This window comes from Cupriavidus sp. MEYA8, from assembly GCF_059278825.1.
In genome coordinates, this window is sequence record NZ_CM181222.1 from 1764860 (window position 1) to 1788253 (window position 23394).

19 protein-coding genes and 2 pseudogenes are annotated in these 23394 nt (G+C 67.8%); 7 read left to right on the forward strand and 14 right to left on the reverse strand.

Annotated features, from left to right (window positions below):
- Positions 1-2 precede the first annotated feature (2 nt).
- Genes pdeM through AC5WJ1_RS25175 form a run of 3 tightly spaced genes read right to left on the reverse strand, consistent with a single transcriptional unit; the run spans position 3 to position 5049 of the window.
- Positions 3-698: a ligase-associated DNA damage response endonuclease PdeM gene (gene pdeM, locus AC5WJ1_RS25165; protein ID WP_135702972.1), complete on the reverse strand. Its 696-nt coding sequence runs from the start codon at positions 696-698 to the stop codon at positions 3-5.
- Positions 695-3379, reverse strand: a complete 2685-nt coding sequence (locus AC5WJ1_RS25170) for a ligase-associated DNA damage response DEXH box helicase (RefSeq protein ID WP_494476647.1) — start codon at positions 3377-3379, stop codon at positions 695-697. Before AC5WJ1_RS25170 ends, pdeM begins: the two co-directional genes overlap by 4 nt.
- On the reverse strand, positions 3376-5049 hold the full coding sequence (locus tag AC5WJ1_RS25175; RefSeq protein WP_494476648.1) for an ATP-dependent DNA ligase: 1674 nt from the start codon (positions 5047-5049) through the stop codon (positions 3376-3378). The genes AC5WJ1_RS25170 and AC5WJ1_RS25175 overlap by 4 nt, the downstream gene beginning before the upstream one ends.
- On the opposite strand from AC5WJ1_RS25175, the pseudogene AC5WJ1_RS25180 reads away from it, so the two are divergent.
- Positions 5048-5107 (forward strand): annotated as a pseudogene (locus tag AC5WJ1_RS25180) (hypothetical protein); the annotation flags it as partial. The gene AC5WJ1_RS25175 and the pseudogene AC5WJ1_RS25180 overlap by 2 nt on opposite strands.
- Before the next feature lie 22 nt (positions 5108-5129).
- Here AC5WJ1_RS25180 and AC5WJ1_RS25185 read toward each other — a convergent pair.
- The 7 genes and pseudogenes from AC5WJ1_RS25185 to AC5WJ1_RS25215 form a co-directional block, all read right to left on the reverse strand.
- A pseudogene (locus tag AC5WJ1_RS25185) lies at positions 5130-6188 on the reverse strand (ligase-associated DNA damage response exonuclease); the annotation flags it as partial.
- A 655-nt stretch (positions 6189-6843) separates the two neighbouring features.
- A complete protein-coding gene (locus AC5WJ1_RS25190; protein WP_494476649.1) occupies positions 6844-7533 on the reverse strand; it encodes a hypothetical protein in 690 nt (229 codons plus the stop codon).
- Between the two features lie 3 nt (positions 7534-7536).
- Complete coding sequence (locus AC5WJ1_RS25195; RefSeq protein WP_434034505.1) at positions 7537-8100, reverse strand: PAAR domain-containing protein; 564 nt, start codon at positions 8098-8100, stop codon at positions 7537-7539.
- 600 nt (positions 8101-8700) lie between these two features.
- Positions 8701-10143 (reverse strand): NAD(P)/FAD-dependent oxidoreductase, encoded by a 1443-nt coding sequence (locus AC5WJ1_RS25200; RefSeq protein WP_133094305.1) that lies wholly within the window; start codon positions 10141-10143, stop codon positions 8701-8703.
- A 16-nt stretch (positions 10144-10159) separates the two neighbouring features.
- Positions 10160-10576 (reverse strand): nuclear transport factor 2 family protein, encoded by a 417-nt coding sequence (locus AC5WJ1_RS25205; protein ID WP_135702968.1) that lies wholly within the window; start codon positions 10574-10576, stop codon positions 10160-10162.
- Between the two features lie 143 nt (positions 10577-10719).
- Positions 10720-12291 carry a MocR-like pyridoxine biosynthesis transcription factor PdxR gene (pdxR, locus tag AC5WJ1_RS25210; protein WP_494476650.1) on the reverse strand — a complete coding sequence of 524 codons (1572 nt, stop codon included), beginning with the start codon at positions 12289-12291 and terminating at the stop codon, positions 10720-10722.
- Positions 12292-12367: 76 nt separating this feature from the next.
- The gene (locus AC5WJ1_RS25215; protein WP_135702966.1) at positions 12368-13804 is read right to left on the reverse strand and encodes an amino acid permease; all 1437 of its coding nucleotides are present in this window, start codon (positions 13802-13804) and stop codon (positions 12368-12370) included.
- A 334-nt stretch (positions 13805-14138) separates the two neighbouring features.
- On the opposite strand from AC5WJ1_RS25215, the gene AC5WJ1_RS25220 reads away from it, so the two are divergent.
- Genes AC5WJ1_RS25220 through AC5WJ1_RS25230 form a run of 3 tightly spaced genes read left to right on the forward strand, consistent with a single transcriptional unit; the run spans position 14139 to position 17768 of the window.
- On the forward strand, positions 14139-14978 hold the full coding sequence (locus tag AC5WJ1_RS25220; RefSeq protein WP_195427056.1) for an IclR family transcriptional regulator: 840 nt from the start codon (positions 14139-14141) through the stop codon (positions 14976-14978).
- A 58-nt stretch (positions 14979-15036) separates the two neighbouring features.
- Positions 15037-16050, forward strand: a complete 1014-nt coding sequence (locus AC5WJ1_RS25225; protein ID WP_135702964.1) for an AAA family ATPase — start codon at positions 15037-15039, stop codon at positions 16048-16050.
- The gene (locus AC5WJ1_RS25230; RefSeq protein ID WP_494476651.1) at positions 16047-17768 is read left to right on the forward strand and encodes a cobaltochelatase CobT-related protein; all 1722 of its coding nucleotides are present in this window, start codon (positions 16047-16049) and stop codon (positions 17766-17768) included. The genes AC5WJ1_RS25225 and AC5WJ1_RS25230 overlap by 4 nt, the downstream gene beginning before the upstream one ends.
- 2 nt (positions 17769-17770) lie before the next feature.
- Here the strand turns inward: AC5WJ1_RS25230 and AC5WJ1_RS25235 are convergent, their stop codons facing one another.
- Genes AC5WJ1_RS25235 through AC5WJ1_RS25250 form a run of 4 tightly spaced genes read right to left on the reverse strand, consistent with a single transcriptional unit; the run spans position 17771 to position 20343 of the window.
- Complete coding sequence (locus AC5WJ1_RS25235; RefSeq protein WP_133094312.1) at positions 17771-18073, reverse strand: 2Fe-2S iron-sulfur cluster-binding protein; 303 nt, start codon at positions 18071-18073, stop codon at positions 17771-17773.
- Positions 18070-18414 carry a ferredoxin gene (locus AC5WJ1_RS25240; RefSeq protein ID WP_494476652.1) on the reverse strand — a complete coding sequence of 115 codons (345 nt, stop codon included), beginning with the start codon at positions 18412-18414 and terminating at the stop codon, positions 18070-18072. The genes AC5WJ1_RS25235 and AC5WJ1_RS25240 overlap by 4 nt, the downstream gene beginning before the upstream one ends.
- A gap of 1 nt (position 18415) precedes the next feature.
- On the reverse strand, positions 18416-18751 hold the full coding sequence (locus AC5WJ1_RS25245) for a 2Fe-2S iron-sulfur cluster-binding protein (RefSeq protein ID WP_135702961.1): 336 nt from the start codon (positions 18749-18751) through the stop codon (positions 18416-18418).
- Between the two features lie 53 nt (positions 18752-18804).
- The gene (locus AC5WJ1_RS25250) at positions 18805-20343 is read right to left on the reverse strand and encodes a hypothetical protein (RefSeq protein ID WP_133094315.1); all 1539 of its coding nucleotides are present in this window, start codon (positions 20341-20343) and stop codon (positions 18805-18807) included.
- 372 nt (positions 20344-20715) lie between these two features.
- Here AC5WJ1_RS25250 and AC5WJ1_RS25255 point away from each other — a divergent pair, with 372 nt between their 5' ends.
- From AC5WJ1_RS25255 to AC5WJ1_RS25265, 3 genes are all read left to right on the forward strand, one after another.
- Positions 20716-21471, forward strand: coding sequence for a sulfite exporter TauE/SafE family protein (locus AC5WJ1_RS25255; protein WP_371703797.1), 756 nt, complete (start codon positions 20716-20718; stop codon positions 21469-21471).
- A 60-nt stretch (positions 21472-21531) separates the two neighbouring features.
- Positions 21532-22464, forward strand: a complete 933-nt coding sequence (locus tag AC5WJ1_RS25260; RefSeq protein WP_494476653.1) for an ornithine cyclodeaminase family protein — start codon at positions 21532-21534, stop codon at positions 22462-22464.
- Between the two features lie 177 nt (positions 22465-22641).
- A complete protein-coding gene (locus AC5WJ1_RS25265) occupies positions 22642-23373 on the forward strand; it encodes an iron-containing redox enzyme family protein (protein ID WP_133094317.1) in 732 nt (243 codons plus the stop codon).
- Positions 23374-23394 lie beyond the last annotated feature (21 nt).

Consider the following 23394-nt stretch of genomic DNA (forward strand, 5'->3'; position numbering starts at 1 on the left):
TACTAAGGCGCGCGGCCAACCGGCCAGACACGGCCGCCGCCGACCACGTAGACGCGTTCGTCCGGCTGCGGCCGCACCGTGGCGTGGCCGGTGAAGGCGCCGAAGGCGGGCAGGATGGCGCCGCACGGGCCGAACAGGAAGCACGGCAGGCGCAGGCTGTCGGCGCCGGCACCGCGCAGCCGGCACGCCGGGTGCAGGTGGCCGGCCAGCACGTAGCCCAGCGGCGATGCCCCGGGCATGTGGCACAGCGCGAACGGGCCCGCCGCGGCCGGCTCCGTCACTACGCGGATCTGCAGCGAAGCGGGCGGGTCTCCCGCGCGCGCATCATGGTTGCCTCGCACCAGCGTGCAGCGCACCGGCGGAGGCAGGCTGCGGCGCCAGCCGTCCAGCGCCGCCAGCACCGCCGGCGTGCGCGCGGCGCGGGCGTGCAGGAAGTCGCCGAGGAAGACCAGCTCCTCGATGGGCAACTGCCGCGTCAGCTGCGTCAGCAGGCCGAGGTTGTCGCCGGTGGTGCCGTGCGGCACGGGTTGTCCGAGCGCGCGGAATGCCGCGGCCTTGCCGAAGTGCACGTCGGCCACCATCAGCATGCCCGCCGCCGGCCACCACGCCGCGTGCTCGGGCAGCAGCCACAGCGTTTCTCCCGCCACCTGAATGGGGCAGGCGCCGTTGGCCTGCAGGGTGCCGGCATCCGGTGTCATAGCAGCGGCAAGGGTCTGGAGGGCTTGCGCGCGCGACGCGGCTTGCGCGGCGTGCGGCCGGACGGACCGGCGTGGTCGGCCATGCCGAAGCGCGCCGCTTCTGCCACGGCGTCGGCCTGCATGCCGGCGGCTTCGCCGGGCTCGGCGCCAGCGGCCAGTTCCAGCTCGGCGAGCATGCGCGCGATGCGGTCGGCCAGCTTCTCGGTGCTGAGCTTCTCGCGCAGGAATTCCACCACCAGCGGGAACGACAGCGGCGTGGGGCGCTTCAGGGCGTGCAGGTCTAGCCTGAGCGTTGCCAGCCGTTCGAGGGTTTCAGCGAGCCGGTGTGCGTCCAGTTCCTGCATCAGCACTTCGCGCTCGGCCTGGCCAAGCAGCAGGTTGCCGGGATCGTGCTTGCGGAAGACCTCGTAGAACAGGCTCGACGACGCCTGCAGCTGCCGCGCGCTCTTGGGCGCGCCCGGATAGCCCTGGAAGATCAGCCCGGCGACGCGCGCGATCTCGCGAAAGCGCCGCAGCGACAGCTCGCCCGCATTGAGGCTGCCGAGCACGTCGGCGGCCAGGTCGCGCCGGCGCTCCTCGGCCAGCACCTGCGGCAGCCAGTGGCCCCAGTCCATCGGCGCTGAGGCGAGCAATTCGAGCCCGTAGTCGTTGACCGCGACCGAGAACGTCGCCGGCACCTTCTGCCCGAGCCGCCATGCCAGCAGGCTGCCCAGCCCGAGGTGCACCGAGCGGCCGGCGAAGGGGTAGAGGAACAGGTGCCAGCCCTCGCGCGAGTGCAGCGACTCGGCCAGCAGCGTCTGGCGCGTGGGCAGCGCCGACCACTGCGCCTGCAGGTCTACCAGCGGCTGGATCAGCGGCAGCTCGGGCGTGGTGCGCGGATCGAGCCGCCCCGCGGCGGCGGCTTCGAGCGTGTCGATCACCGCTTCGGCCAGCTCGGTCGACATCGGCATCTTGCCGCCGTTCCAGCGCGGCACCACCGGGCGCCTGCCGGTGGCGCGGCGCACGTAGGCGGTCATCTCCTGCACGCGCACCAGCTCCAGCAGGCGGCCGCCGAACAGGAAGCAGTCGCCTGGCGCCAGCCGGGCGATAAAGCCTTCCTCCACCGATCCCAGCGAGGCGCCGCCGCTGCCGGCGCGGCTCCAGTAGCGCACCTGCATGGTGGCGTCGCTGACGATGGTGCCCACGCTCATGCGGTGGCGCCGCGCCAGCCCGAGGTCGGGCACGCGCCAGACGCCTTCATCGTCGGGCACCGCGCGGCGGAAATCGGGATAGGCGGACAGCGTGGCGCCGCCCTGGCGCACGAAGTCCAGGCACCACTGCCATTCGGCATCGGTCAGGCCGCGGTAGGCCCAGGCGCCGCGCACCTCGGCCAGCAGCGCCTCGGGCCGGAAGCCGCCGCCCAGCGCCACCGTCACCAGGTGCTGCACCAGCACGTCGAGCGGCTTGTCGGGCGACTCGCGCGCCTCGATCCGGCCCGCCTGCACCGCATGCCGCGCGGCCACGGCTTCCACCAGTTCCAGGCTGTGCGTGGGCACCACCGTCACGCGCGACGCGCGGCCCGGCGCGTGGCCGGAGCGCCCGGCGCGCTGCAGCAGCCGCGCCACGCCCTTGGGCGAGCCGACCTGCAGCACGCGCTCCACCGGCAGGAAGTCGACGCCGAGGTCCAGGCTCGATGTGCAGACCACCGCGCGCAGCTCGCCGTTCTTAAGGCTCAGTTCCACCCACTCGCGCACCGCGCGGTCGAGCGAGCCATGGTGCAGCGCGATCTGTCCTGCCCAGTCGGGGCGCGCATCGAGCAGCGCCTGGTACCACAGCTCGGCCTGCGAGCGGGTGTTGAGGAAGACCAGCGTGGTGCCGCTGTGCCCGAGCTCCTCGACCACGTGCGGCAGCATCGACAGGCCCAGGTGGCCGGCAAACGGGAAGCGGCTGGCATTGCCGGGCAGCAGCGTGTCGATGACGAGGGGCTTGGGGGTGTGGCCGTGCACCAGCACGCGCAGGTCTTCCGGCACGCCGCACAGCAGCACGTCGGCGGCATGCGGCAGGTTGCCGAGCGTGGCCGACAGCCCCCACACCATCAGCGCCGGCTGCCATTGCCGCAGCCGCGCAAGCGCCAGCTGCGCCTGCACGCCGCGCTTGTTGCCGATCAGTTCGTGCCATTCGTCGACCACCACCATGCGCACGCGCCGCAGGGTTTCGTGCGCGTCGGCGAGGGTCAGCATCAGCGTCAGGCTTTCGGGCGTGGTCACCAGCGCGGTCGGCAGGCGGCGTTGCTGCGCGGCACGCTCGGCGCTGCCGGTGTCGCCGGTGCGCAGCGCCACGGTCCAGTCGAGATCGAGTTCCGCCAGCGGCGCCTGCAGCGCGCGCGTGGTGTCGGCGGCGAGCGCGCGCATCGGTGTCAGCCACAGCACCGTCAGCGGCGGCGCGGGCTTGTCGTGCGACAGCGCGGCGCGCGGCGTGCCGAATGCCATCAGCGCGCCCAGCCATGCCGCATAGGTCTTGCCGGTGCCGGTGGTGGCGTGCAGCAGGCCGCTCTGGCCGCGCGCGATCGCGGTCCAGACTTCGCGCTGGAACGCGAACGGCTGCCAGCCGCGCGCATCGAACAGTGCCTGCAGGCCCTGCGCGACGGTCAGCGGCTCGGTGGCGTCCTCCGCCGGCTTGCGCGCGGCACGCGGCGGGGTCATGCGGCATCCTCCCGTGGCGTGGCAGCGCCAGGCAGCATGGCTTCCAGCGTGGCCAGCGTGTCGGCTTCCTCGATGGGCTTGTCGGTGCGCCAGCGCAGCATGCGCGGGAAGCGCACTGCGATGCCGCTCTTGTGGCGGCCGCTGCGGGCAATGCCTTCGAAGCCGAGTTCGAACACCTGCGTCGGCTCGACGCTGCGCACGGGGCCGAATTTCTCGACCGTGGTGCGGCGGATGATGGCGTCGACCGCGCGCATCTCCTGGTCGGTCAGCCCGGAATAGGCCTTGGCGAACGGCACCAGCGCGCGGCCCGGCGTTCCCGGCGGCGCGTTCCACACCGCGAAGGTGAAGTCGGTGTAGAGGCTGGCGCGGCGGCCGTGCCCGCGCTGCGCGTAGATCAGCACCGCATCGACCGAATAGGGATCGATCTTCCATTTCCACCAGACCCCCACGTCCTTGGTGCGGCCGGCGCCATAGGCCGCATCGGCCGCCTTCAGCATGAAGCCTTCCACGCCCAGGTCGCGCGAGGCATCGCGCAGCCGCGCGTAGTGCTCCCAGCTGCCGGCGTCGACCAGCGGGCTCAGCTCCAGCGCGGGGTGGATGTGGCCGGCCACCACCTGCTCCAGCCGCGCGCGGCGTTCCGCCTGCGGCCGCGCGCGCCAGTCCTCGCCCTGCCATTCGAGCAGGTCGTACGCCATCAGGATCGCTGGCGCATCGCGCAGCAGCTTCGCGCCCAGCGTCTTGCGGCCGATGCGCTGCTGCAGCAGCGCGAACGGCTGCACGCGGCCGTCCTGCCAGATCACGATCTCGCCGTCGAGCACGGTGCCGTCGGGCAGCGCCGCCGCGGCGTCGATGATCTCCGGGAAGCGCTCGGTGATCAGGTCCTCGCCGCGCGACCACAGCCAGGTCTGCCCGTCGCGGCACACCAATTGCGCGCGGATGCCGTCCCATTTCCACTCGACCAGCCAGCCGCCAGGCGCGCCGAGCACGTCGCCGAACTGCTCGACGGGCGCCTGCAGCGGATGCGCGAGGAAGAACGGGTAGGGCTGGCCGCCGGCGCGCAACTGGCGGTCGTCATCGCTCTCCGGCGCCAGCAGGGCGAGGAAGCGCGCGGCATCGGGGCGCGCCGACAGGTCGGTGTAGCCGACCATGCGCTCGGCCACGCGCTTGGGCTCGATGCCCGCCACCTCGCCCAGCGCGCGCGTGACCAGCAGGCGCGACACGCCGACCCGGAAGGCGCCGGTGATCAGCTTGAACAGCACCAGCCGGCCTTGCGCGTCCAGCGGCCGCCACAGCGCATCGAGCCGCGGCATCAGGTCTTCAGGCGGCAGGCCGCGCAGCGGCAGCAGGCGCTGTTCGACCCATTCGGCCAGGCCGGCGTGGTCGGCATCCATGGGTTCGGGCAGCAGCAGGGCGATGGTTTCGGCAAGGTCGCCGACGGCCTGGTAGCTCTCCTCGAACAGCCAGTCGGGCAGGCCGGCGGCCTCGCGCGCGAGTTCGTGCAGCACCGACACCGGCACGATCTGCCGCGGCTTGCCGCCGGCCAGGAAGTACACCGCCCACGCCGCGTCCTGCGGCGGGGCGGCGCGCAGGTAGTCGACCAATGCTGCGAGCCGGGCCTTGGTGGAGGTAGTGCCGTCGAGCGCGGCGTAGAGGTCGGCGAAGGCCTTCATGGGGCGGCTTCTTCGTTGGTGGCTTCGCTCACGGCTTCGGCCTGCGCCTCCACGCGCACCGCTTCATCGTCGTCTCCGTACTCGGTCTCGAACGCCTGCGCCTGCCAGCCGCGTTCATTCAGGTAGCGCACCATCACCGGCACATTGCCGTGGGTCACGATGATGCGGCCCGCGCCGGTGGCGCTGATCGCCTGTAGCAGCCCCGGCCAGTCGGCGTGGTCGGACAGCGCAAAGCCGCGATCGACGCCGCGGCGCCGGCGCGTGCCGCGCAGCTGCATCCAGCCGCTGGCAAAGGCATCGGACGCATCGCCGAAGCGCCGCAGCCAGGGCGAGCGCTGCGCCGACGGCGGCGCCACCACCAGCGCCTGCCGCAGCAGCGGGCTGCGCGGCGGCAGTTCGGACGCCAGCGCCATCGGCGGCAGCGCCACGCCGGCGTCGGCATAGGCCGCGTTGAGCGTGGTCAGCGCGCCGTGCACGATCACCGGCCCGGGCAGGCCGTCGACGCCGGCATGGTGCAGCAGCCCATGCAGGATGCGCTGCGCCTTGCCGAAGCTGTAGGCGTAGACGATGCTGGCGCGGCTGGCCTGCACATTGGCCCGCCACCAGTGGAAGATCTCCGCCATCAGCGTTGCCTGCGACGGCCAGCGGTAGATCGGCAGGCCGAAGGTGCTTTCGGTGATGAAGGTATCGCACGGCACCGGCTCGAACGGATCGCAGGTGCCGTCGGCCTCCAGCTTGTAGTCGCCGGAGGCCACCCAGACCTGGCCGCCATATTCCAGCCGCACTTGCGCCGAGCCGAGCACGTGCCCGGCCGGATGCAGGCTCAGCGTGACGCCGTGGTGGGTGATGCGTTCGCCGTAGGGCAGGGTGTTCAGGTGGATGCCGGGCAGGCGCGCCAGCAGCACGCCGCGGCCTGGTTCTGAACAGAGGTAGTGCGCATGCCCGAAGCGGGCGTGGTCGGAGTGGGCGTGGGTAATGACGGCGCGCTCGACCGGGCGCCACGGATCGATATGGAAATCGCCGGGCGGGCAATACAACCCTTCGGGCCGGGCGACGACCAGGTCGCCGGGGCGCGCGGGTTCGGACGGAAACGGCCGGGGCTGGTCCAAGCGTGCCTCCTGATGCACTGCGGCCGCCATGCGGCTGCGATGCTCCCGGGGCGGGAGACTTGGGCATCATACTGCGGCGGCATGCGGGGTGAGGAGGCGGCGGGGTCCGGTTTGGGTGTCGGTGGTGGTCCGACAAGGCGTGCAAGATTGATCGCCAACTGATGCGGTGGCGGCGGGGAGTTGGCACCCTATGGGAGCTTCACCTCTGGGCAGTTCATGTTTGATGAATAGATTGCCGTCGCGTCGTCTGTATCGAAATAGATCCCATCATAATGATCGCCCCTGAAATAATGCGAATAAATTATGCGGCGCTTGAATTGACCTCTCAATCTAAAATCTGGCCATGCGCAATATGGGCCGTTCCTTGATATGGTGTCGAGGGAATTCAGTAATCCATCGGTATTTCTCTTGTAATTTACGACGACGTCCCATCCGAGGTAGCGAAATGGCGTATTGCTTTCTGATTCGTAATCATGTTTGTCAATGAAATTTCCGCTATCCTTGTCAAGGACCCGGGTAACTCGTTCTTGTACATAACATTCTCCGCAAGCATAAGACATGTGGCGGGTTTCTATAATTATGTTCGGCTCAGATAAGGGGAAGGGATAGATTGATATCGCGCATGCACCGCCCGCGATACAGGCCATTGCGCAAAAAAACCGAAGCATTTTTATTTTTGGGATTTTCATTGTGTCAACCATTTTTCGTCTATTGCGCCTTTTTGTTTTGTTAGTTTTATTAGTCGGCCGCCCTTGAAAATCGCTCGGCTGTCGTGCCTGTAGTCCTGTCTTGGTTTGTCGTCAGCGTCAATTCCGGGGACGGCGTTCGTCGTGTGGCCGATTACGGACGACTTGATCTTTCCCGCCTCTTTCAGTCGTCTCGAGAAATCTGCTGCAATATTGTCTTCGTCTGTTGGATTGGCGGCTGTCTGGCATCCCTGGAACTCGATTTTCGCCTCGTTGGTGAAATTTGAAAATTGAATTTTCGAAAGATCGGGGCGCGAAAGAGATGCATTGTGGACAGCGTAGCGGTACCAGCGAAAATTGTTAAAACCTCCATTATTTTCCTCGCGCACGGATACCATATAGAGGTGATCCGGCCCGCCATGCGTAAATACGTCCAGTGATCGAATGCTGTTGACCTTTTGCTTGTTTATCGTCGCAATGAATTCCTGTGCGGAATCGATTTGCACATCAATGATTTCCAGTGTATTGTTATCGGATTGCTTGTAATCCTTTGTCACTTCGCGCTTGGCTCTTTCGAATGTATGGTTGTCACTTGTTGCATAGGCCCCGCCCCACAACAAAAGACGTACCTTGCGGGCTAGCGCATGAACGGAGCCCTTTTTGGTATTGGTTTTGGCAGTATGGGTCATACGTTACATCCGTGGCTCGGCATCGTCACCAGTATAAATCGTCAGCGTTTCAGCCTTTGCTGTCATGATGCGTTGGCAGAAACCGTCTTCGTCGGTGTGGCCGCTGTAGCTGGTCCCGTCCGACACATCAATGACATAAGCGACGCCAGCCAAGGGTTTCTGTGTAATTTCATCTACCAGGTGCACTTGTTCGTCATAATCGGCCGAGGCAGGCTGAGCCGGTTTTGACGAGGCCAGTGGCGAGGCCTCTGGCCGAAGTAATGCCTGCCGACCACTCCGGTTTACTTCGATGACGAAATCGCTGCGTGAGTGAGTGACGATCGGGTTGATAGCGCATTTGCAGTGGACACGCGCTCCTGTTACTAATACCTGCTTGCCATCAATATCGAAGGCCGGGTAGCAGCCGTTCATGACCGGCCCGCCAGCCTTGCAGGCGGGGCATGTTGCGTGATCGCCTTCTACACCTACGATTGCGTCACGGTGGAATACACTGCGGCCTGTCGCGATAAGCACGCCGTTCGTACTGGTCTTGTCTCCGTTTCGGAGCGCGCAGCGATTGTCGACCATAACTGCCCCTTGTATGCGAACAGGGTAATAAGCGGGAGCGCATCGTTGCTCCTTGAGTCGGTTTTTTTGCTGAGTAACTAATGAATCCGGATTGGCAACGGAACTCAATCGGAAAAATCAGAATTTGCAGCGACATCTAAAAAAGCCGCAGACTCGGCAGCACGCTATGGCGCCTTCTGTCGTACTGCTAGATTGTGTGTTGCGCGTGGCAATGGGTCGTGCGCGATGCAACGCACGCTACGAGTTATCCCTGCGAGGGGTATGCCAGTCCGGCTCGTGTGGGAAGTTTGTACCGTACGATTAGTGCTTGCTTCAGCGCCTTAGAAATACGATCACAAGGACATCGCATCGCCGGTGCTAGTGAACGCGAGAATGTGATGCCTGCTGCGCTGGTTGCGTATGCCTCGCGCGAGTGGGGGTCTCGGAGTGAGATGCCCAACCGGGAAGCGGGCCGGAGACTCTTCGGCGGTATGAATGAGGGACCAGGCACGTCCAAGCGGCTCAAGAACATGGTCTTGACCTGATCCCTGCAAGAAAGGAATGAGTTAGCAGCGGTCCCTTTGGATGGAAGCAACCGGCATCATCGGTGCTGTGGCCGCTTCAAAACACATCATCCTTCCAGTGATACCAGTGATACAGCGCCCGCTGCCCCATCCGGCGGAACGGCGCGAACATCCGCGACTCCGCCATCTCGAGCACGTTCGGGAACGGCAGCGGCGAGCGGAAGATCGGCAGCTGCGGCAGCGACGACTCCTTGCCGGCGATCAGCGCCGCCAGCCGCTTGCCCGCCTGCGCGGAGTACATCACGCCATTGCCGCCATACCCCATCGCGTAGTAGATCGATTGCGACGGGTCCGGCTGCGTGATACGCGGCATCATGTCGTGGCTGACATCGACCCAGCCCCACCACGAGTAGTCGATCTGGATGCCGCGCAGCGCCGGGAACTTGCGGTACATGTCGGCGATCAGCTTCTGCTTGTACTGGTCCTGCGGCGCGTCGTTGCCGGTGATGGCGCTGCGGCTGCCGATCTGCAGGCGGCCGTCGGGCATCAGCCGGTAGTAGTGGCGCAGGATGCGCGTGTCGGTGATGACCTGCGTGGTGCGGAAGTTACACGCGGCAATTTCGTCGGGGGTCAGCGGGCGCGTGACGATCGAGTTTGACAGGATCGGAAACAGCCGGTTCTTGAGCTGGCGGTGCAGCGACTGCGAGGTGTAGCCGCCGGTGGCCACGCCCACGGCGCGGGCGCGCACGATGCCGCCGGGAGTGCGCAGGTAGTGGACGCCGTTGCGCGTTTCCCAGCCGGTCACGGGGCTGGACGGATGCACCTTGGCGCCCAGCTCGCGCGCGCGGCGCAGGTAGCCGAAGGCCAGCTTGCCGGCGTGGATGCCGATGCCTTCGGGCTCGTGCATGGCGCCCGCGGCTTCCTTGTCGTCGACGTATTCGCGCCGCACGGTGCTGGCATCGAGGATGCGCGCGTCGTAGTTGAAGACTTCCCGCAGGATTTTTGCTTCCTTTTCCAGCCCGGGCATCACCTTGTCGCGGTGCGCGATATACAGGTGGCCGCCCGGCTGCGGATCGCAGTCGATGTCCTTGATCAGCCCCTTGAAGGTCTCCATGCCGTCGCAGACCTCTTCATGCAGGCGCAGCGCGGTGTCCAGCCCATAGCGCTGGATCCACTGCGAACGCTTGAGGCGCCCCGACGCGCATTGCGCCTGGCCGCCGTTGCGCGTGCTGCAGCCCCAGCTGACGCGGTTGGCTTCGAGCACGGTGGCCTTGATGCCGTACTGCTGCGCCAGGAAGATCGCGCAGGTCAGGCCGGTGAAGCCCGAGCCGATGATGGCCACGTCGACGTCGATGTCATGGGTGATCGGGCCGTCGTCGGCGGGCGGCGTGCCGGCGGTGCCGATCCAGTAGGTGGGCGCGTACTCGCGGCCCTGTCCAGGGGTGGGGGTATGCAGCGGGTCGTAGGCGGGGTCGTACGGACGCGACGGCGCGGTCGTGTGCTCGCCGCCCAGGGAACTGCGGGGGACTACGGCTTCCATGGCGCGTCTCCTGCGTTCAGGCTTGCGCTGCCACTACGGGCGCAACCACGGGCGGGCGGTCCTTGCGGTAGGCGTTCTTCACCGCGATCTTGCCGTCGCGGAAGGTGAAGACGTCGACCATGCGCGCCTCGATGCGGGCGCCGTCGGCGCGGGTGCCCTTGAAGGTGGATTCGCTGACGCCGCGGTCGCCCACGACGAAATGCTCGCCATCGACCCATTGCGCGTCGGGAAAGGTCTGCCAGGCGAGCTGGAAGCCTTCGCGCACGGCGTCGCGGCCGATAAAGCTGCGGCCGAGCAGTTCGCTGCCGGCCACCCCGTGGAAGGCGCAGTCATCGGCCATGAAGCCCATCAGGGCGTCGAGGTCATGGCGGTTCCAGGCGTCATTGAAGGCTTGCAGCAGTTCGATGCCGGCGGCGGTGTTGCGATCGGACATGTCTTGGTCTCCTGAGTGTTGTCCACCGGTCCGCGCAAGAAGGCGCTGCGGTAACCGGCCATGACTCGAGGATAGGGAAGCCGGCCGCGGCGCTGTAGCGCCAGTTCGGGACAATCGCTTGGGCCAGCCGGAGCGGGTCCGTTTCAGGCCGCCGGGCGGGCGCGGGACGTGACGGTGGCGTCCGCTACGGCTGCGCCGGCGCCGCCGGGGGTGGCCTGCAGTTCACGCGCGACACCCGCCAGCACGCGGATGCCGGGCTCGATCCGGTCCAGCGAGATCGAGGAGTAGCCCAGCCGGAACACGTTGCGAGGCGCCGGCTCCTCCATGAAGAAGACGCGGCCGGGCTCGATCAGCACGCCCTGCAGCTCGGCAAGGCGCGCGAGCGCGTTGGCGTCGAGCCAGGGCGGCCCTTCGATCCAGCAGGACGCGCCGCCGGCGATCGGCACCGGACGGAAATCGGGCATATGCGTGGCCAGCGCCGCCAGCACCGCCTCGGCGCGCTCGCGGTGCGCCGCCGACAGGCGCCGCAGGTGCGCGTCATAGTGGCCCAGCGACAGGAACAGCGAGAACGCGCGCTGGATATACGCCGAAGGGTGCCGCAGCATCAGCCGCCGCGCCGCGCGCAGCTCGGCGATCAGCGGCGCCGGCCCGACCACATAGCCGATGCGCAGCCCCGGCGCCAGGCTCTTGGACAGGCTGCCGACGTAGATCACGCGGTTGCTGCGGTCCAGGCTCTTGAGCGTGGGCGTGGGGTCGCCCTCGAAGCGGCTCTCGCTTTCGTAGTCGTCCTCGATCAGCACGAAGTCCGCTTCCTCGGCCTGGCGCAGCAGCGCCTGCCGGCGCGCCAGCGGCATGGTCACGGTGGTGGGGCACTGGTGGCTGGGCGTGACATAGACGTAGTCACACGCGCGCTGCGCGTCGGACAGCACCAGTCCGTCGCCATCGACCGCCAGCGGTACCAGGTGCGAGGTATGCGAGCCGAAGATATTGCGCGCATCCGGATAGCCGGGATCTTCGATGCCGACCGGCGTATCGGGGCTGACCAGCAGGTCGGCCAGCAGGTACAGCGCCTGCTGCGCGCCCACGGTGACCACGATCTCGTCGGCGCCGGCCCAGACGCCGCGGCGCGGCAGCACGCGGGTGCGGATCTGCTGCACCAGCGACTCGTCGTCGCGCAGGATCATGTCCTGGGCCCAGTCGTGGATGTCGAGCACGCTGAGCGCCTTCAGGCAGCATTCGCGCCAGTCGGCAGTGGGGAACAGCGTGGGGTCGTACTGGCCGTAGATGAACGGGTACGGGTAGTCGCGCCAGTTGGCGCGCTTGACGATATTGCGCTGCTGCGTGGGGCGGAACACGAAGCGCCGCTCCCAGTCCGGTTCGCCGCCGCGCGCCGGCACCGGCTCGCCGCGCAGCGAGGCTACGCCGCTGACGCGCGTGCCAAGGATCCCGGGATTGACGAAATAGCCGCTGCGTTCGCGCGCCACCAGGTAGCCTTCATCGACCAGCTGCTGGTACGCCAGCACCACGGTGTTGCGCGCCACGCGCAGCTGCGCGGACAGCTCGCGGCTGCTCGGCAGCGGTTCGCCCTGCGGCAGCTGCTCGTCGAGGATCGCCGACACCAGCATCTGGCGGATCTTGCCCTGCAGGCTCAGTCCGGACAGGGCGTGCTGCTGGAACAGCTGGAACCACATGGTGGCGGGAGACTTGAGGCTCATGGTGCGGGGGCAATAACAACGACACTGCAAACGACACAGCGCGCCAGCTTACTGCACTGGCGCGCCGCGTGGCACATCAATACTTGTGAAGATCGGGCCTTGGCATCTCGGCCAGCGGGACTACCGGCTCCGCGCCACGGCGAAACAGTTGCCGCGCACCGTAGGCAATCAGCAGGATCAGCAGGCTGATGACCCCCAGCGCAAGCGGCGTGCGCTGGTCGGGGATAAAGGCCATGGCGATCACGATGCCCAGCATGCCCAGGATCGCGACATAGGTGAGATACGGGAAGCACCACATGCGCACGCGCAGCAGGCCCGGCGCCTCGCGTTCCAGCCGCGAGCGCAGGCGCAGCTGCGAGATCGCGATCAGGATGTAGACGAAGATGGCGACGGTGCCGTACGAGTTGACCAGGAAGGCGAACACCGTATCGGGCGAGACATAGGACATCACCACCGCGCCGTAGCCGAACAGCGTGGCCACCAGGATGGCGCGCACCGGCACGCCGTTGCGGCTGACGCGGGCCAGCGACTGCGGCGCATCGCCGCGGCGGGTCAGCGCGAACAGCATGCGCGACGAAGCGTACAGGCCGGAGTTGAGCGCCGACAGCACCGCGGTCAGCACGATCGCGTTCATGATCTGCGCGGCGGCGGGAACGCCCATCACGTTCAGCGCGCTGACGTACGGCGTGGCGATGCTGTTGGAGTTCCACGGCACCAGGCATACCACTAGCAGGATCGAGCCGACATAGAACACCAGCACGCGCGTGATCACCGAGCTGGTGGCCTTGGCCACGGCCTTCTGCGGCTCGGCGGTCTCGGCGGCGGCGATGGTGACGATCTCGGCGCCGAAGTAGAAGCCGGTGGCCGCGACCGCGCCGGTCAGCACCGGCACGATGCCGTTCGGCATGAAGCCGCCGTTGGCGGTCAGGTTGGCCACCTGCATGCCGTGGGCGCCGGGAGCGAGACCCAGCACGTACACGCCTGCGACGAACAGGAACACGATGATTGCCGCGACCTTGATCGAGGCGAACCAGAATTCGAACTCGCCGAACGACTTGACCGACACCAGGTTGGTCAGCGTCAGCATCACCAGCAGCACCAGGCTGATGATCCAGTTGGGCACGTCCGGCAGCCAGTAGCGCACCAGGTCGGCGCCGGCGACGGCTTCGAGCGCCACCACGATGACCCAGAAGTACCAGTACATCCAGCCGGTCAGGAAGCCGGCGAGGTTGCCCACCCTGGGGCGGTCGCGCCAGGCTTCGCGCGCATACTCGTAGAAGCCGCCTGTGCCGGGCAGCGCGCACGCCATCTCGCCCAGCATGCGCATGACCAGCACGACCAGCAGGCCGGTGATCAGGAAGGAAAGGACCGCGCCGGGGCCGGCCGACTTGATGACGACGCCGCTGCCGACAAAAAGGCCGGCGCCGATCACGCCGCCAAGCGCGATCATGGTCATGTGGCGTTGCTTGAGGCCGTGGGATAGTCCGTTGCCGGACTCGGGTTGTTGGATCATGGTGTGTCTCCTGTGCTGCGCGTGCTGCCGGTGCTACTTGCAGCCAGACCAGCGTTTTTGGCAGGCGCCACGGCTTCTCTTCTGTATAGGTGGCGGCGCGGGAAACGCCAGCCGGGGCCGTGGTCGGTTCAGTGTTTGCAATCCCGGGTACGGGATGCTTATCCGTCCATGTCGACTAGTCTCCGGTGTCTACTTAAAAATCCGGAACCAGTTGTTCCGAAAACTTATTGTTTCACCGGAATGTAGGCCCTCCTCGGCGGAAGGTCAACCAGAAGTTTCGATAATTGATATGATTTGACTCTGAAAATGAAACTTACCTATGATGGAGCCAGGCATGAACGATATGCGCCTCGCCAAAAGTGACGCCAGGCCGGACGGAGACACGCCGGCACTGCGTTTGTTCGGCCTGCTCGAAGTCATCGCGGAGAAGGACCAGTCCTTCAACCTGCAGGCGCTGGTGGAAGAAACCGGCCTGCCCAAGCCCACGCTGCACCGCATGCTGCAGCAGCTCGAGGCGGCGGGGCTGATCCAGCGCAACGGCGACGGGCGGCAATACGGCACCGGCCTGCGGCTGCGCCGGCTGGCGGAGAACCTGTTGCTCAACAGCACCTCGCACGGCGCGCGCCACATGGTGCTGCGGCGGCTGGTGGAAGAGGTGGGCGAGAGCTGCAACCTGACCGCGTTCTCGGGCGGCGAGGTGCTGTACCTGGACCGCGTGGAAACCGCGGCGCCGCTGCGCTTCTACCTGCATCCGGGTTCGCGCGTGCCGGCGCACTGCTCCGCCACCGGCAAGCTGTTCCTGGCGCAGCTGGCGCCGGCGCAGCGGCAGCGGCTGCTGGCCCATGCGGAGCTGGAGCGGTACACGCAGAACACGCTGACCGACCACGCGCAGCTGGAAGCGGAACTGGAGCGCGTGAAGCGCGACGGCTACGCGCTGGATGACGAGGAGTTCCTGCCCGGGCTGGTCTGCATCGGCGTGCTGGTCCCGGCCGTGGACGGCGGCAAGTCCAACCTCGGGCTGGCGCTGCAGGCCCCGGTCATGCGCGTGGCGCGCGACAAGGTGGTGCAGCTGTTGCCGGCGCTGCAGCGCGCGGCCAGCGCGCTGGCGGCAATCGAGGCCGAAAGCGCCAGCAGCTGGCATGGCGGCGCGGATAGCGCCGAAGAGGACGAATAGCGCGCACGGCGTCACGCGGGGTTGCCCCGCTGGTCGCGGTGCCGATGTGATAGCAGGCATGGCGACCAACGAGGAGCATGAGGTGACGCAAGAGCAGTATGGCAAGCCGGACCGGATGATTCCGGTGCGCGCGGTGTTCGGCATCGATTCCGGCCTGATGGTGCCGGCCTTCAGCCTGCGCGACGACCACGTACCGGAGATCGACCCGGCCTACCGCTTCCACCCGGAGGTGACGCTGGCGATCCTGTCCGGCTTCATGCGCGACCGGCGCGTGATGGTGCAGGGGCTGCATGGCAGCGGCAAGTCCACCCATATCGAACAGGTGGCGGCGCGGCTCAACTGGCCGTGCGTGCGCGTCAACCTGGACGGGCATATCAGCCGGCTCGACCTGGTCGGCAAGGACGCCATCGTCGTGCGCGACGGGCGCCAGGTGACCGAGTTCCAGGAAGGCATCGTGCCGTGGGCGCTGCAGCGGCCGGTGGCGCTGATCTTCGATGAATACGACGCGGGCCGTCCCGACGTGATGTTCGTGATCCAGCGCATCCTGGAACGCGATGGCAAATTCACGCTGCTCGACCAGAACCGCGTGATCCGGCCGCATCCGTCGTTCCGGCTGTTCGCCACCTCCAATACCGTGGGGCTCGGCAACGTCAACGGGCTCTATCACGGCACCCAGCTGCTCAACCACGCGCAGATCGACCGCTGGAACGTGGTCGCCACGCTGGACTACCTGCCGCACGAGGAAGAGGCGGGCATCGTGCTCGCGCGCGTGCCCGAGCTGGACAACGATGCCGGCCGCGCGCTGGTCGACGCCATGGTGGCCATGGCGGGGCTGACGCGGCGCGGGTTTGCGGCGGGTGACCTGTCGGCGCTGATGTCGCCGCGCACCGTGATCAGCTGGGCCGAGAACTGCCAGATCTTCCGCGATCCGGGCCTGGCGTTCCGGCTGACCTTCCTGAACAAGTGCGACGAGGCCGAGCGGCCGGTGGTGGCGGAGTATTACCAGCGCTGCTTCGGGCAACTGCCCGGTGACCCCGCCGCGGTTGCGGCAGCGTCGGAGTCCGCGCGATGACCACGGCGTCGGCAGCGCAGCAGCTGCGCCGGCGCCAGCGGCAGGACGAACTCTCCGGCGCCGCCGTGCGCGCGCTGACCGGCGATGCGGCGCTGCATTTCCGCGACGGCCAGCTCTGGCGCGCGATGCGGCCGGTGCCGCAGCATGCGCCGCACCTGCGCACCGATCCGGGCACTGACACGGCTGCCTGCCTGCGCGGCGCCGCCGACGGCGCGGCACTGCGGCAGGCGCATTCCGATGCCGCGCTGCACCGCAGCCTCTGCCCCGCCGATCCGGTCGAGCGCCTGCTCTTCGAGCTGCTCGAGCAGCTGCGCTGCGAGACCCACCTGCCGCGCGGCATGGCCGGCGTGGCAGCCAACCTGCGGCACGGCTTCATGGCGTGGTCGCGCGCGTTCCATCGCTCGGGGTTGACCGAGGGCCATCTCGGCATCCTGCTCTACACGGTGGCGCAGGTGGCGTGGTCGCGCCTGAGCGGCGAGCCGGTGCTGGAAGAGACCGAAGACCTGATCGAGGCCACGCGCGCCGCCATCGTTCCCGTGCTGGGCACGGCGCTGGCCGGCCTGCGCGCGCAGCGCCACGACCAGTCCGCGTTTGCCGTACATGCGCTGGCGCTGGCGCGTGCCGTCGGGGACATGGTCCGCAGCGAAGCGCCGCGTGCCGGCGAGGACGACGACAACGCCGTTTCATCGGCACGCGCGGGCTTTGCGCTGTGGCTCGATTTCGACGAACCGCCCGCTGAAGCCTTCGCGCTTGCCGACAGCGGCCACAGCCGCGTGCTGGCCGACGCAGCCGATGGCTACCGTATCTTCACCACGCGCTACGACCGCGAAGTGCGCGCCGCCACGCTGGTGCGGCGCGCCTTGCTCGATGAGTACCGCACGCGTCTGGACGCACGCATCGCCCGCGCGGGCGTCAACGTGGCGCGGCTCGCGCGCAAGATGCGCGCCGCGCTGGCGCAGCCGCGCGTTGATGGCTGGTCCTTCGGCGAGGAAAGCGGCCGCATCGACGGACGCCGGCTGGCGCAACTGGTCAGCTCGCCCGCCGAACGGCGCCTGTTCCGCCGCGAAGCGCACAAGGCGCACGCCGATTGCGTGGTGGGCTTCCTGGTGGATTGCTCGGGATCGATGAAGGCGCGGGCGGAGCCGCTGACTTTGCTGCTCGACCTGCTGGCGCGTGCCCTCGACCAGGCCGGCGTGGCCACCGAGGTGCTGGGCTTCACCACCAACGCCTGGAACGGCGGGCGCGCCCGCGCCGACTGGCTCGCGCGCGGCCGGCCGGCGCACCCCGGCCGGCTCAACGAAACCTGTCACATGGTGTTCAAGGATGCCGCGCGCAGCTGGCGCCGTGCGCGCACCGACATGACCGCCTTGCTCAAGGCCGACCTGTTCCGCGAAGGCATGGACGGCGAGGCGGTGGAGTGGGCCTGCGCCCGGCTCCACGCCACCGGCAAGGCGCGCCGCATCCTGCTGGTGGTGTCCGACGGTAGCCCGATGGACACCGCCACAGGGCTGGCCAACGATGCGTGTTATCTCGACAACCACCTCAAGGCCGTCGTGGCGCGGCATGAGGCGTTGCGTGATGTGGAGGTGCTGGGGCTGGGGGTTGGGCTGGATCTCAGCCCGTATTACCGGCACACGCTGGCGCTGGACCTGACGCAGCCGGTGGACATGGCGATGCTGGACGAGGTGGCGGGGTTGATCGCCGCGCGGCGGCGCTGAATTCAGGCGCGCACTGCCTCCCTGGGCTGCCACGACACCGCGATATCGCCCTCGATGAACGTCTGGCAAGCCAGCCGGAAGCCCCCTGCGAGTTCTTCTTCCGTCAGCAGTTTCTTTTCCTTCGGCTTGACCGCGTCGGTATGCTCGCGGCCTTTGTCGATGCGGCACTTGCAGGTGCCGCACAGGCCGCCGCCGCACTTGAACGGGATGCCGCCCCGCTCGCGCAGCGACACACGCAGCAGGTTGCTGTTCACCGGCGCGCTGACCGTCTTGCCGTGGTTGGTGAGGAAGGTGATCTGGATCATGGCGATGAATGCGTAGCGTGCGTGTGGGAGGCGGCGACCGGCGTGGGCACGAGGGCGATGTCCATGCTGCCGAAGCTGGCCAGCTCGCGCAGCGCGGCGCGGGCGGCCTCCAGCGTGGCGTACTTGTCGAGGAACTTGGTCGATATCAGGTTGACGATGCCGGGTGGGGCTTCCTCCTGCACTCGTACCTTGCTTTCGGCTGTATCGGCCGCCAGCTCGGCGATGACGAAGCGTGCAGTGCGCTTGCCATAGAACACGTAGTCGTATGCCTCGACGGCGGTCATGCCGTCGGTGGGCTCGGTGCGGAACTGGCCGGGGCGGCTGGTGAGCAGCACGAACATGTCAGGCTCCCGCGCTTGCCGTGGCGAGGGCGGCGGGGGCCGGCAGGTCGTCCTGGGCCAGCTCGATGTCATGCTCGATCCAGAGCTGGCACGCTAGCCGGTAACCCTGCTCGAGCCGTTCGCCGAGCTGCTTCTTTTCCTTCCAGTTGGGCGGCGGCAGGTGCTCGGCCCCGGCGAGTACGCGGCAGGCGCACTTGGAGCATTTGCCCATGCCGCACTCGTAGCGCAGGTTGGGGTAGGGGAACTGCCGGATGCCGGCGCGGACAACCAGGTTGGTCTGGGGCTTGACCTCGTCGACAAAGGTCTCGCCGAGCTTGTGGAAGGTGACTTTGGGCATCGTCAGGTCTGGGAAAAGTCAGGAAAAACAGCGGTAGCGATGCTTGCGGGCGCCTACGACCACAACACCATCGCCGCCACGGTGGAGCAGCCCAGCCCGATCAGCACCGGGATCAGCAGCGCGCGCACCGCTTCCAGCACCGGCACCCGGGCGAAGCCTGCCACCGCGATCAGCGACGACCACGCCACCAGCGTGCCGCCGCCGGTCCAGACCGCGCCCATCTGGCCCACGGCCGCCAGCGTGGCCGGGTCGAAGCCGACCACCGGCCCCAGCGCGCCGGCCAGCGTGCCGGTCAGGGGCAGGCCCGCGAAACCTGAGCCGTCGATGCCGGTGATCATGCCGACCAGCAGCACGCCGAAGGCGACCAGCACGTGGTTGTCCGGGATCATGTGCTGGTAGGCCTGAATCAGCTCGAACAGCAGGCTCGGCGCCTTGCCCGGCGGCAGGCCGAGGATCTGCGCGGCGGTCTCGCCGGCGCCGACGAAGAAGAAGCCGGCGATCGGCAGCACCGAGCCCATCGCCTTGAAGGCGAAGACGAAGCCGTCGGTGATGTGCTCCGGGCAGACGTCGAGCATGCGGCGCGGGCCTTCGGCCGCCAGCGTCGCCAGCATCATCAGTACCGCCGCGACGCCGCCGACCAGCGCGGCCGCGTCGCCGCCCTTCAGATCCTGCACGCCGGTGCCGAGCTTGGGCAGCACCATCACGGCGACCACCGCGAGGAAGGCAACCGGCGTCACGATGGCAAAGCATTTCGACCACTTCACCCGGCGCCTTGCCACCATCGACAGGCTTGCCTCGATATTGCTGTCGGTGGCAAGCGGTTCGGTGTGGGCGGTGCCCCTGGCGATCTCGGCCTTGTCGAAGGTGATGCCGCCGTCGATCGCTTCGGCGGTGCCGCCCGCCTGCGCCTGCCAGCGGTCGAGCAGGGTGCCGCAAGCCGGCACGATGTGCTTGCGCATCGACAGGTACGCCAGGCACAGCGCGATGCAGCCGGTGATGATCGACAGGGCCAGCGCGCGGTCGGCCACCACCGCGGCGCTGACCGCCGCACCGGCGGCCTTGGCGCTGATGCCCGGCGCGACGCCGATCACATAGTCCGACGACAACGCCATGCCCTGACCGGCAATGGCGATCGCCATCGCGCCCGCCAGCGGCGGCAGCCCCGCCGCGATCGCGGCGGGCAGCAGGATGGCCGAGACCAGCGGCACGGCCGGCGTCGGCCAGAAGAACAGCGAGATGACGTAGGTGATGCCCGCCAGGATAAAGAACGCCGAATGCCCGTTCTTCATCACCACGCGGAAGGGCTCGACCATGCGGATGTCGGAGCGCAGCGTCTTGAGCGCATTGAGCAGCGCCGTCATGAATGCAATCACCAGGAAGATATTGAACAGCTCCTTGGCGGCAACCAGGCTCGCGGAAAACACCCCGCCCAGTGCCGACACCGGGCTCCCGGTCAGCGCAAAGACGACCAGGGCGGTGCCGACGATCGACGGGACAACAACATTGGCGCGCAGGATCATCGTCAGCACGATGACTGCTACCCCTGACAGATAGATCCAGTGCGCGGCACCGATCACGACTTGTTGTGACATGAAGACTCCCTGGGGGCGGAGGGTTTGTGGGGCGGATGGACTGGGCTGCGCTGCACCCGTTTCGGTATACTATATTCCATAATGTCTTCGCGCCAAGCGATTTCGCATCCGGACTTACGCTTACGCGAGAATGGTGCGGATCGCTCTAAGGCGCACATTTATTGGGAATTCGCCCGCTTTCACGGTCCTCCCATTGGTGCATCCCATCGGCGGGCCGGTTGCCCGGCACATCCTCAGTATGTAGACTGTATACCGTTATGTATCGATTTCGGGGGGATAATCGAGCCAGATGAGCAGGACGCATGCCCGTTCCCGGGCAATCCGCCCACTCAGCCTGGCCGTCCGGCTATTCCCGCCACTACCGTTTCCGCCATGCCCGATCCGTTGCTCGCGATGCTCCCCGCCGGCCTGTCCGTCCCGGCCTACCTGTCGATGGGACTGCTCATCCTGGCGGGGGCCTGCCTGCAGGGTGTGGGCGGGATCGGCTTTGCCATGCTGTCGGCGCCGCTGGGCGCGATCTTCTTCCCTGACCTCGTGCCGGGGCCGCTGCTGGCGATGGGCTGCTGCCTGTCGCTGATGGGCGCCCTGCGCGAGCGCGAGGCCATCGTCTGGAACATCGCCGGCCTTGCACTGGCCGGCCGTGCGCTGGGCGGCGCCGCGGCGGTGCTGACCATCGCGTGGCTGGCCCCGGGTCCGCTGGCGCTGCTGTTCTCGCTGTCGATCCTCGCCGCCGTGGCGCTGAGCCTGCTCGGCTGGCGCCTGCTGCCTAGCACCCGCAACGTGGTCGTGGCGGGCACCTTGTCTGGCTTCATGGGGACGATCACCTCGGCCGGCGCGCCGCCGTTCGCGCTCGTCATGCAGCACATGGCGCCCGCGCCGTTGCGCGCGACCATGGGCTGCATCCTGTCCGGCGGGGCGGTGCTGTCGCTCGCCATGCTGGCGCTGGCCGGGCGCTTCGGCCTGCCGCAACTGGTGCTGGCGCTGGTGCTGGCGCCGTTCCTGCTGGCCGGTTTCGCGCTGTCCAACCGGCTGCGCGGGCGGGTGTCTCCCACTGCGGTGCGCCGCCTGCTGCTGGGCCTGTGCGCGGCCGGCGCGCTGGGCGTGCTCGGCCGCGCGGCATTTGCCTGATGGCGCCGGGCCCGCCGCGCTTCCGAATTTTTCCAGCTCAACCTAACCAGCGGAGTTTCCATGCAGCACATCACAGACGCGATGATCGATGCCCACGTCACCCCGGAAGATGCCCGGCAGGTCATGGAGGCGGCGTTTTCCAGCTTCGGGCGCGGCGACGCCGCGATGCAGGAGCGCATCCGCACCGAGGCCGGCGGCGTCAAGCTGTCCACGCTGGGGGCGGTGATTCCGCAGCAGGGCGTGGCCGGGGCCAAGGTCTACACCACCATCAACGGCCAGTTTTCCTTTGTCATCCTGATCTTCTCGACCGAAGACGGCCGGCCGCTGGCTTCGTTCGACGCCGGCGCCATCACGCGCCTGCGCACCGCGGCGTGCACCACGCTGGCGGCGCAGCGGCTGGCCCGTCCCGGCGCGCGCACGCTGGCCTTGTTCGGCGCCGGCACGCAGGGCGCCCAGCACGCGCGCCAGCTCGGCGCCACGCTGGGGCTGGAACGAATCCTGGTGTCCGATCCGCATGCGGACGCCGGCATGCCCGAGCGCCTGTCGGCGCTGTGCGGCATCCCGGTGGCGCTGGCCGAGCCCGATGCGGCGGTGGCCGAGGCCGACATCATCGTCACGGCCTCGCGCGCGACCACGCCGCTGTTCGCCGGCACGTCGATCCGGCCGGGCGCCTTCGTGGCCGCCATCGGCTCCAGCCTGCCGCATACGCGCGAACTGGACGACGCCGCGCTGCGCCGCGCCGCCGCGGTCGTGGTGGAGTGGCGGCCGCAATCGACCCGCGAGGCCGGCGATATCGTGCTGGCCGATCCGCAAGTGCTGCCGGCGGACAAGATCGTGGAACTGGCGGACGTCGTGCTCGGCAAGGCGTCGCCAAGGCAGCGCGACGACGACATCGTGATCTACAAGTCGGTCGGCGTGGGGCTGGAAGACGTGGCGCTGGCTGGTTTCGCCTGGTCGCGCATCGCGGGCGGGGCAGAGCGCCGCGCCGCCTGAGCGCCGTCGCTCGCTCCAGCGCCGGGTAAACACCGACGTGATTAGTCAACAGAGCCCTTGTCGTCTCCGATTGACTGTATATAGTATACAAATATGCCGAGGCCGATCCGCCATGCGAGCCGGCCCCGGCATCCAACCCACCGAATCGCCCCGTATCGCCAACCAGGAGCCCCCGTCATGGCCGAACTGATGAACCGCGAAGATTTCCGTGCCGCCCTCGAAGAAGCCATCAAAGGCAAGAGCGCCAACAAGGCGCCGTTCAGCGTGGCTTGGGCCAGCGGCAAGCTGACCCGCGCCCATCTCGCGCGCTGGGCCGAGAACCACTACCACTACGTCGGCCCGTTCGCGGACTACCTGGGCTACATCTACGCCCGCACGCCGGACCGCTATACCGAAGCCAAGGATTTCCTGCTCGCGAACATGTACGAGGAAGAGATCGGCGGCGACCGCCACACCGACCTGCTGATCCGCTTTGCCGAAGCCTGCGGCACCACGCGCGAGCGCGTGACCGACCCGGACAACATGTCGCCCACCACGCGCGGCCTGCAGAGCTGGTGCTATGCGGTGGCCATGCGCGAAGACCCGATCGTGGCGGTGGCCGGCCTGGTGGTGGGGCTGGAATCGCAGGTGCCGTCGATCTACCGCAAGCAGACCCCGACGCTGCGCGACAAGTACCAGTTCACCGACGAAGAGGTCGAGTTCTTCGACCTGCATATCGTCTCGGACGAGATCCACGGCGAGCGCGGCTACCAGATCGTGCTGGAGCACGCCAACACGCCGGAGCTGCAGCAGCGCTGCCTGAAGATCTGCGAGATCGGCGCGCAGATGCGGCTGCTGTACACCACCGCGCTCTATCACGACTACGTCGAGAAAGAACTGCCGCTGCCCGAACTCGACATGGCAGCCTGAGCGCCGCCACGCAACGGGATC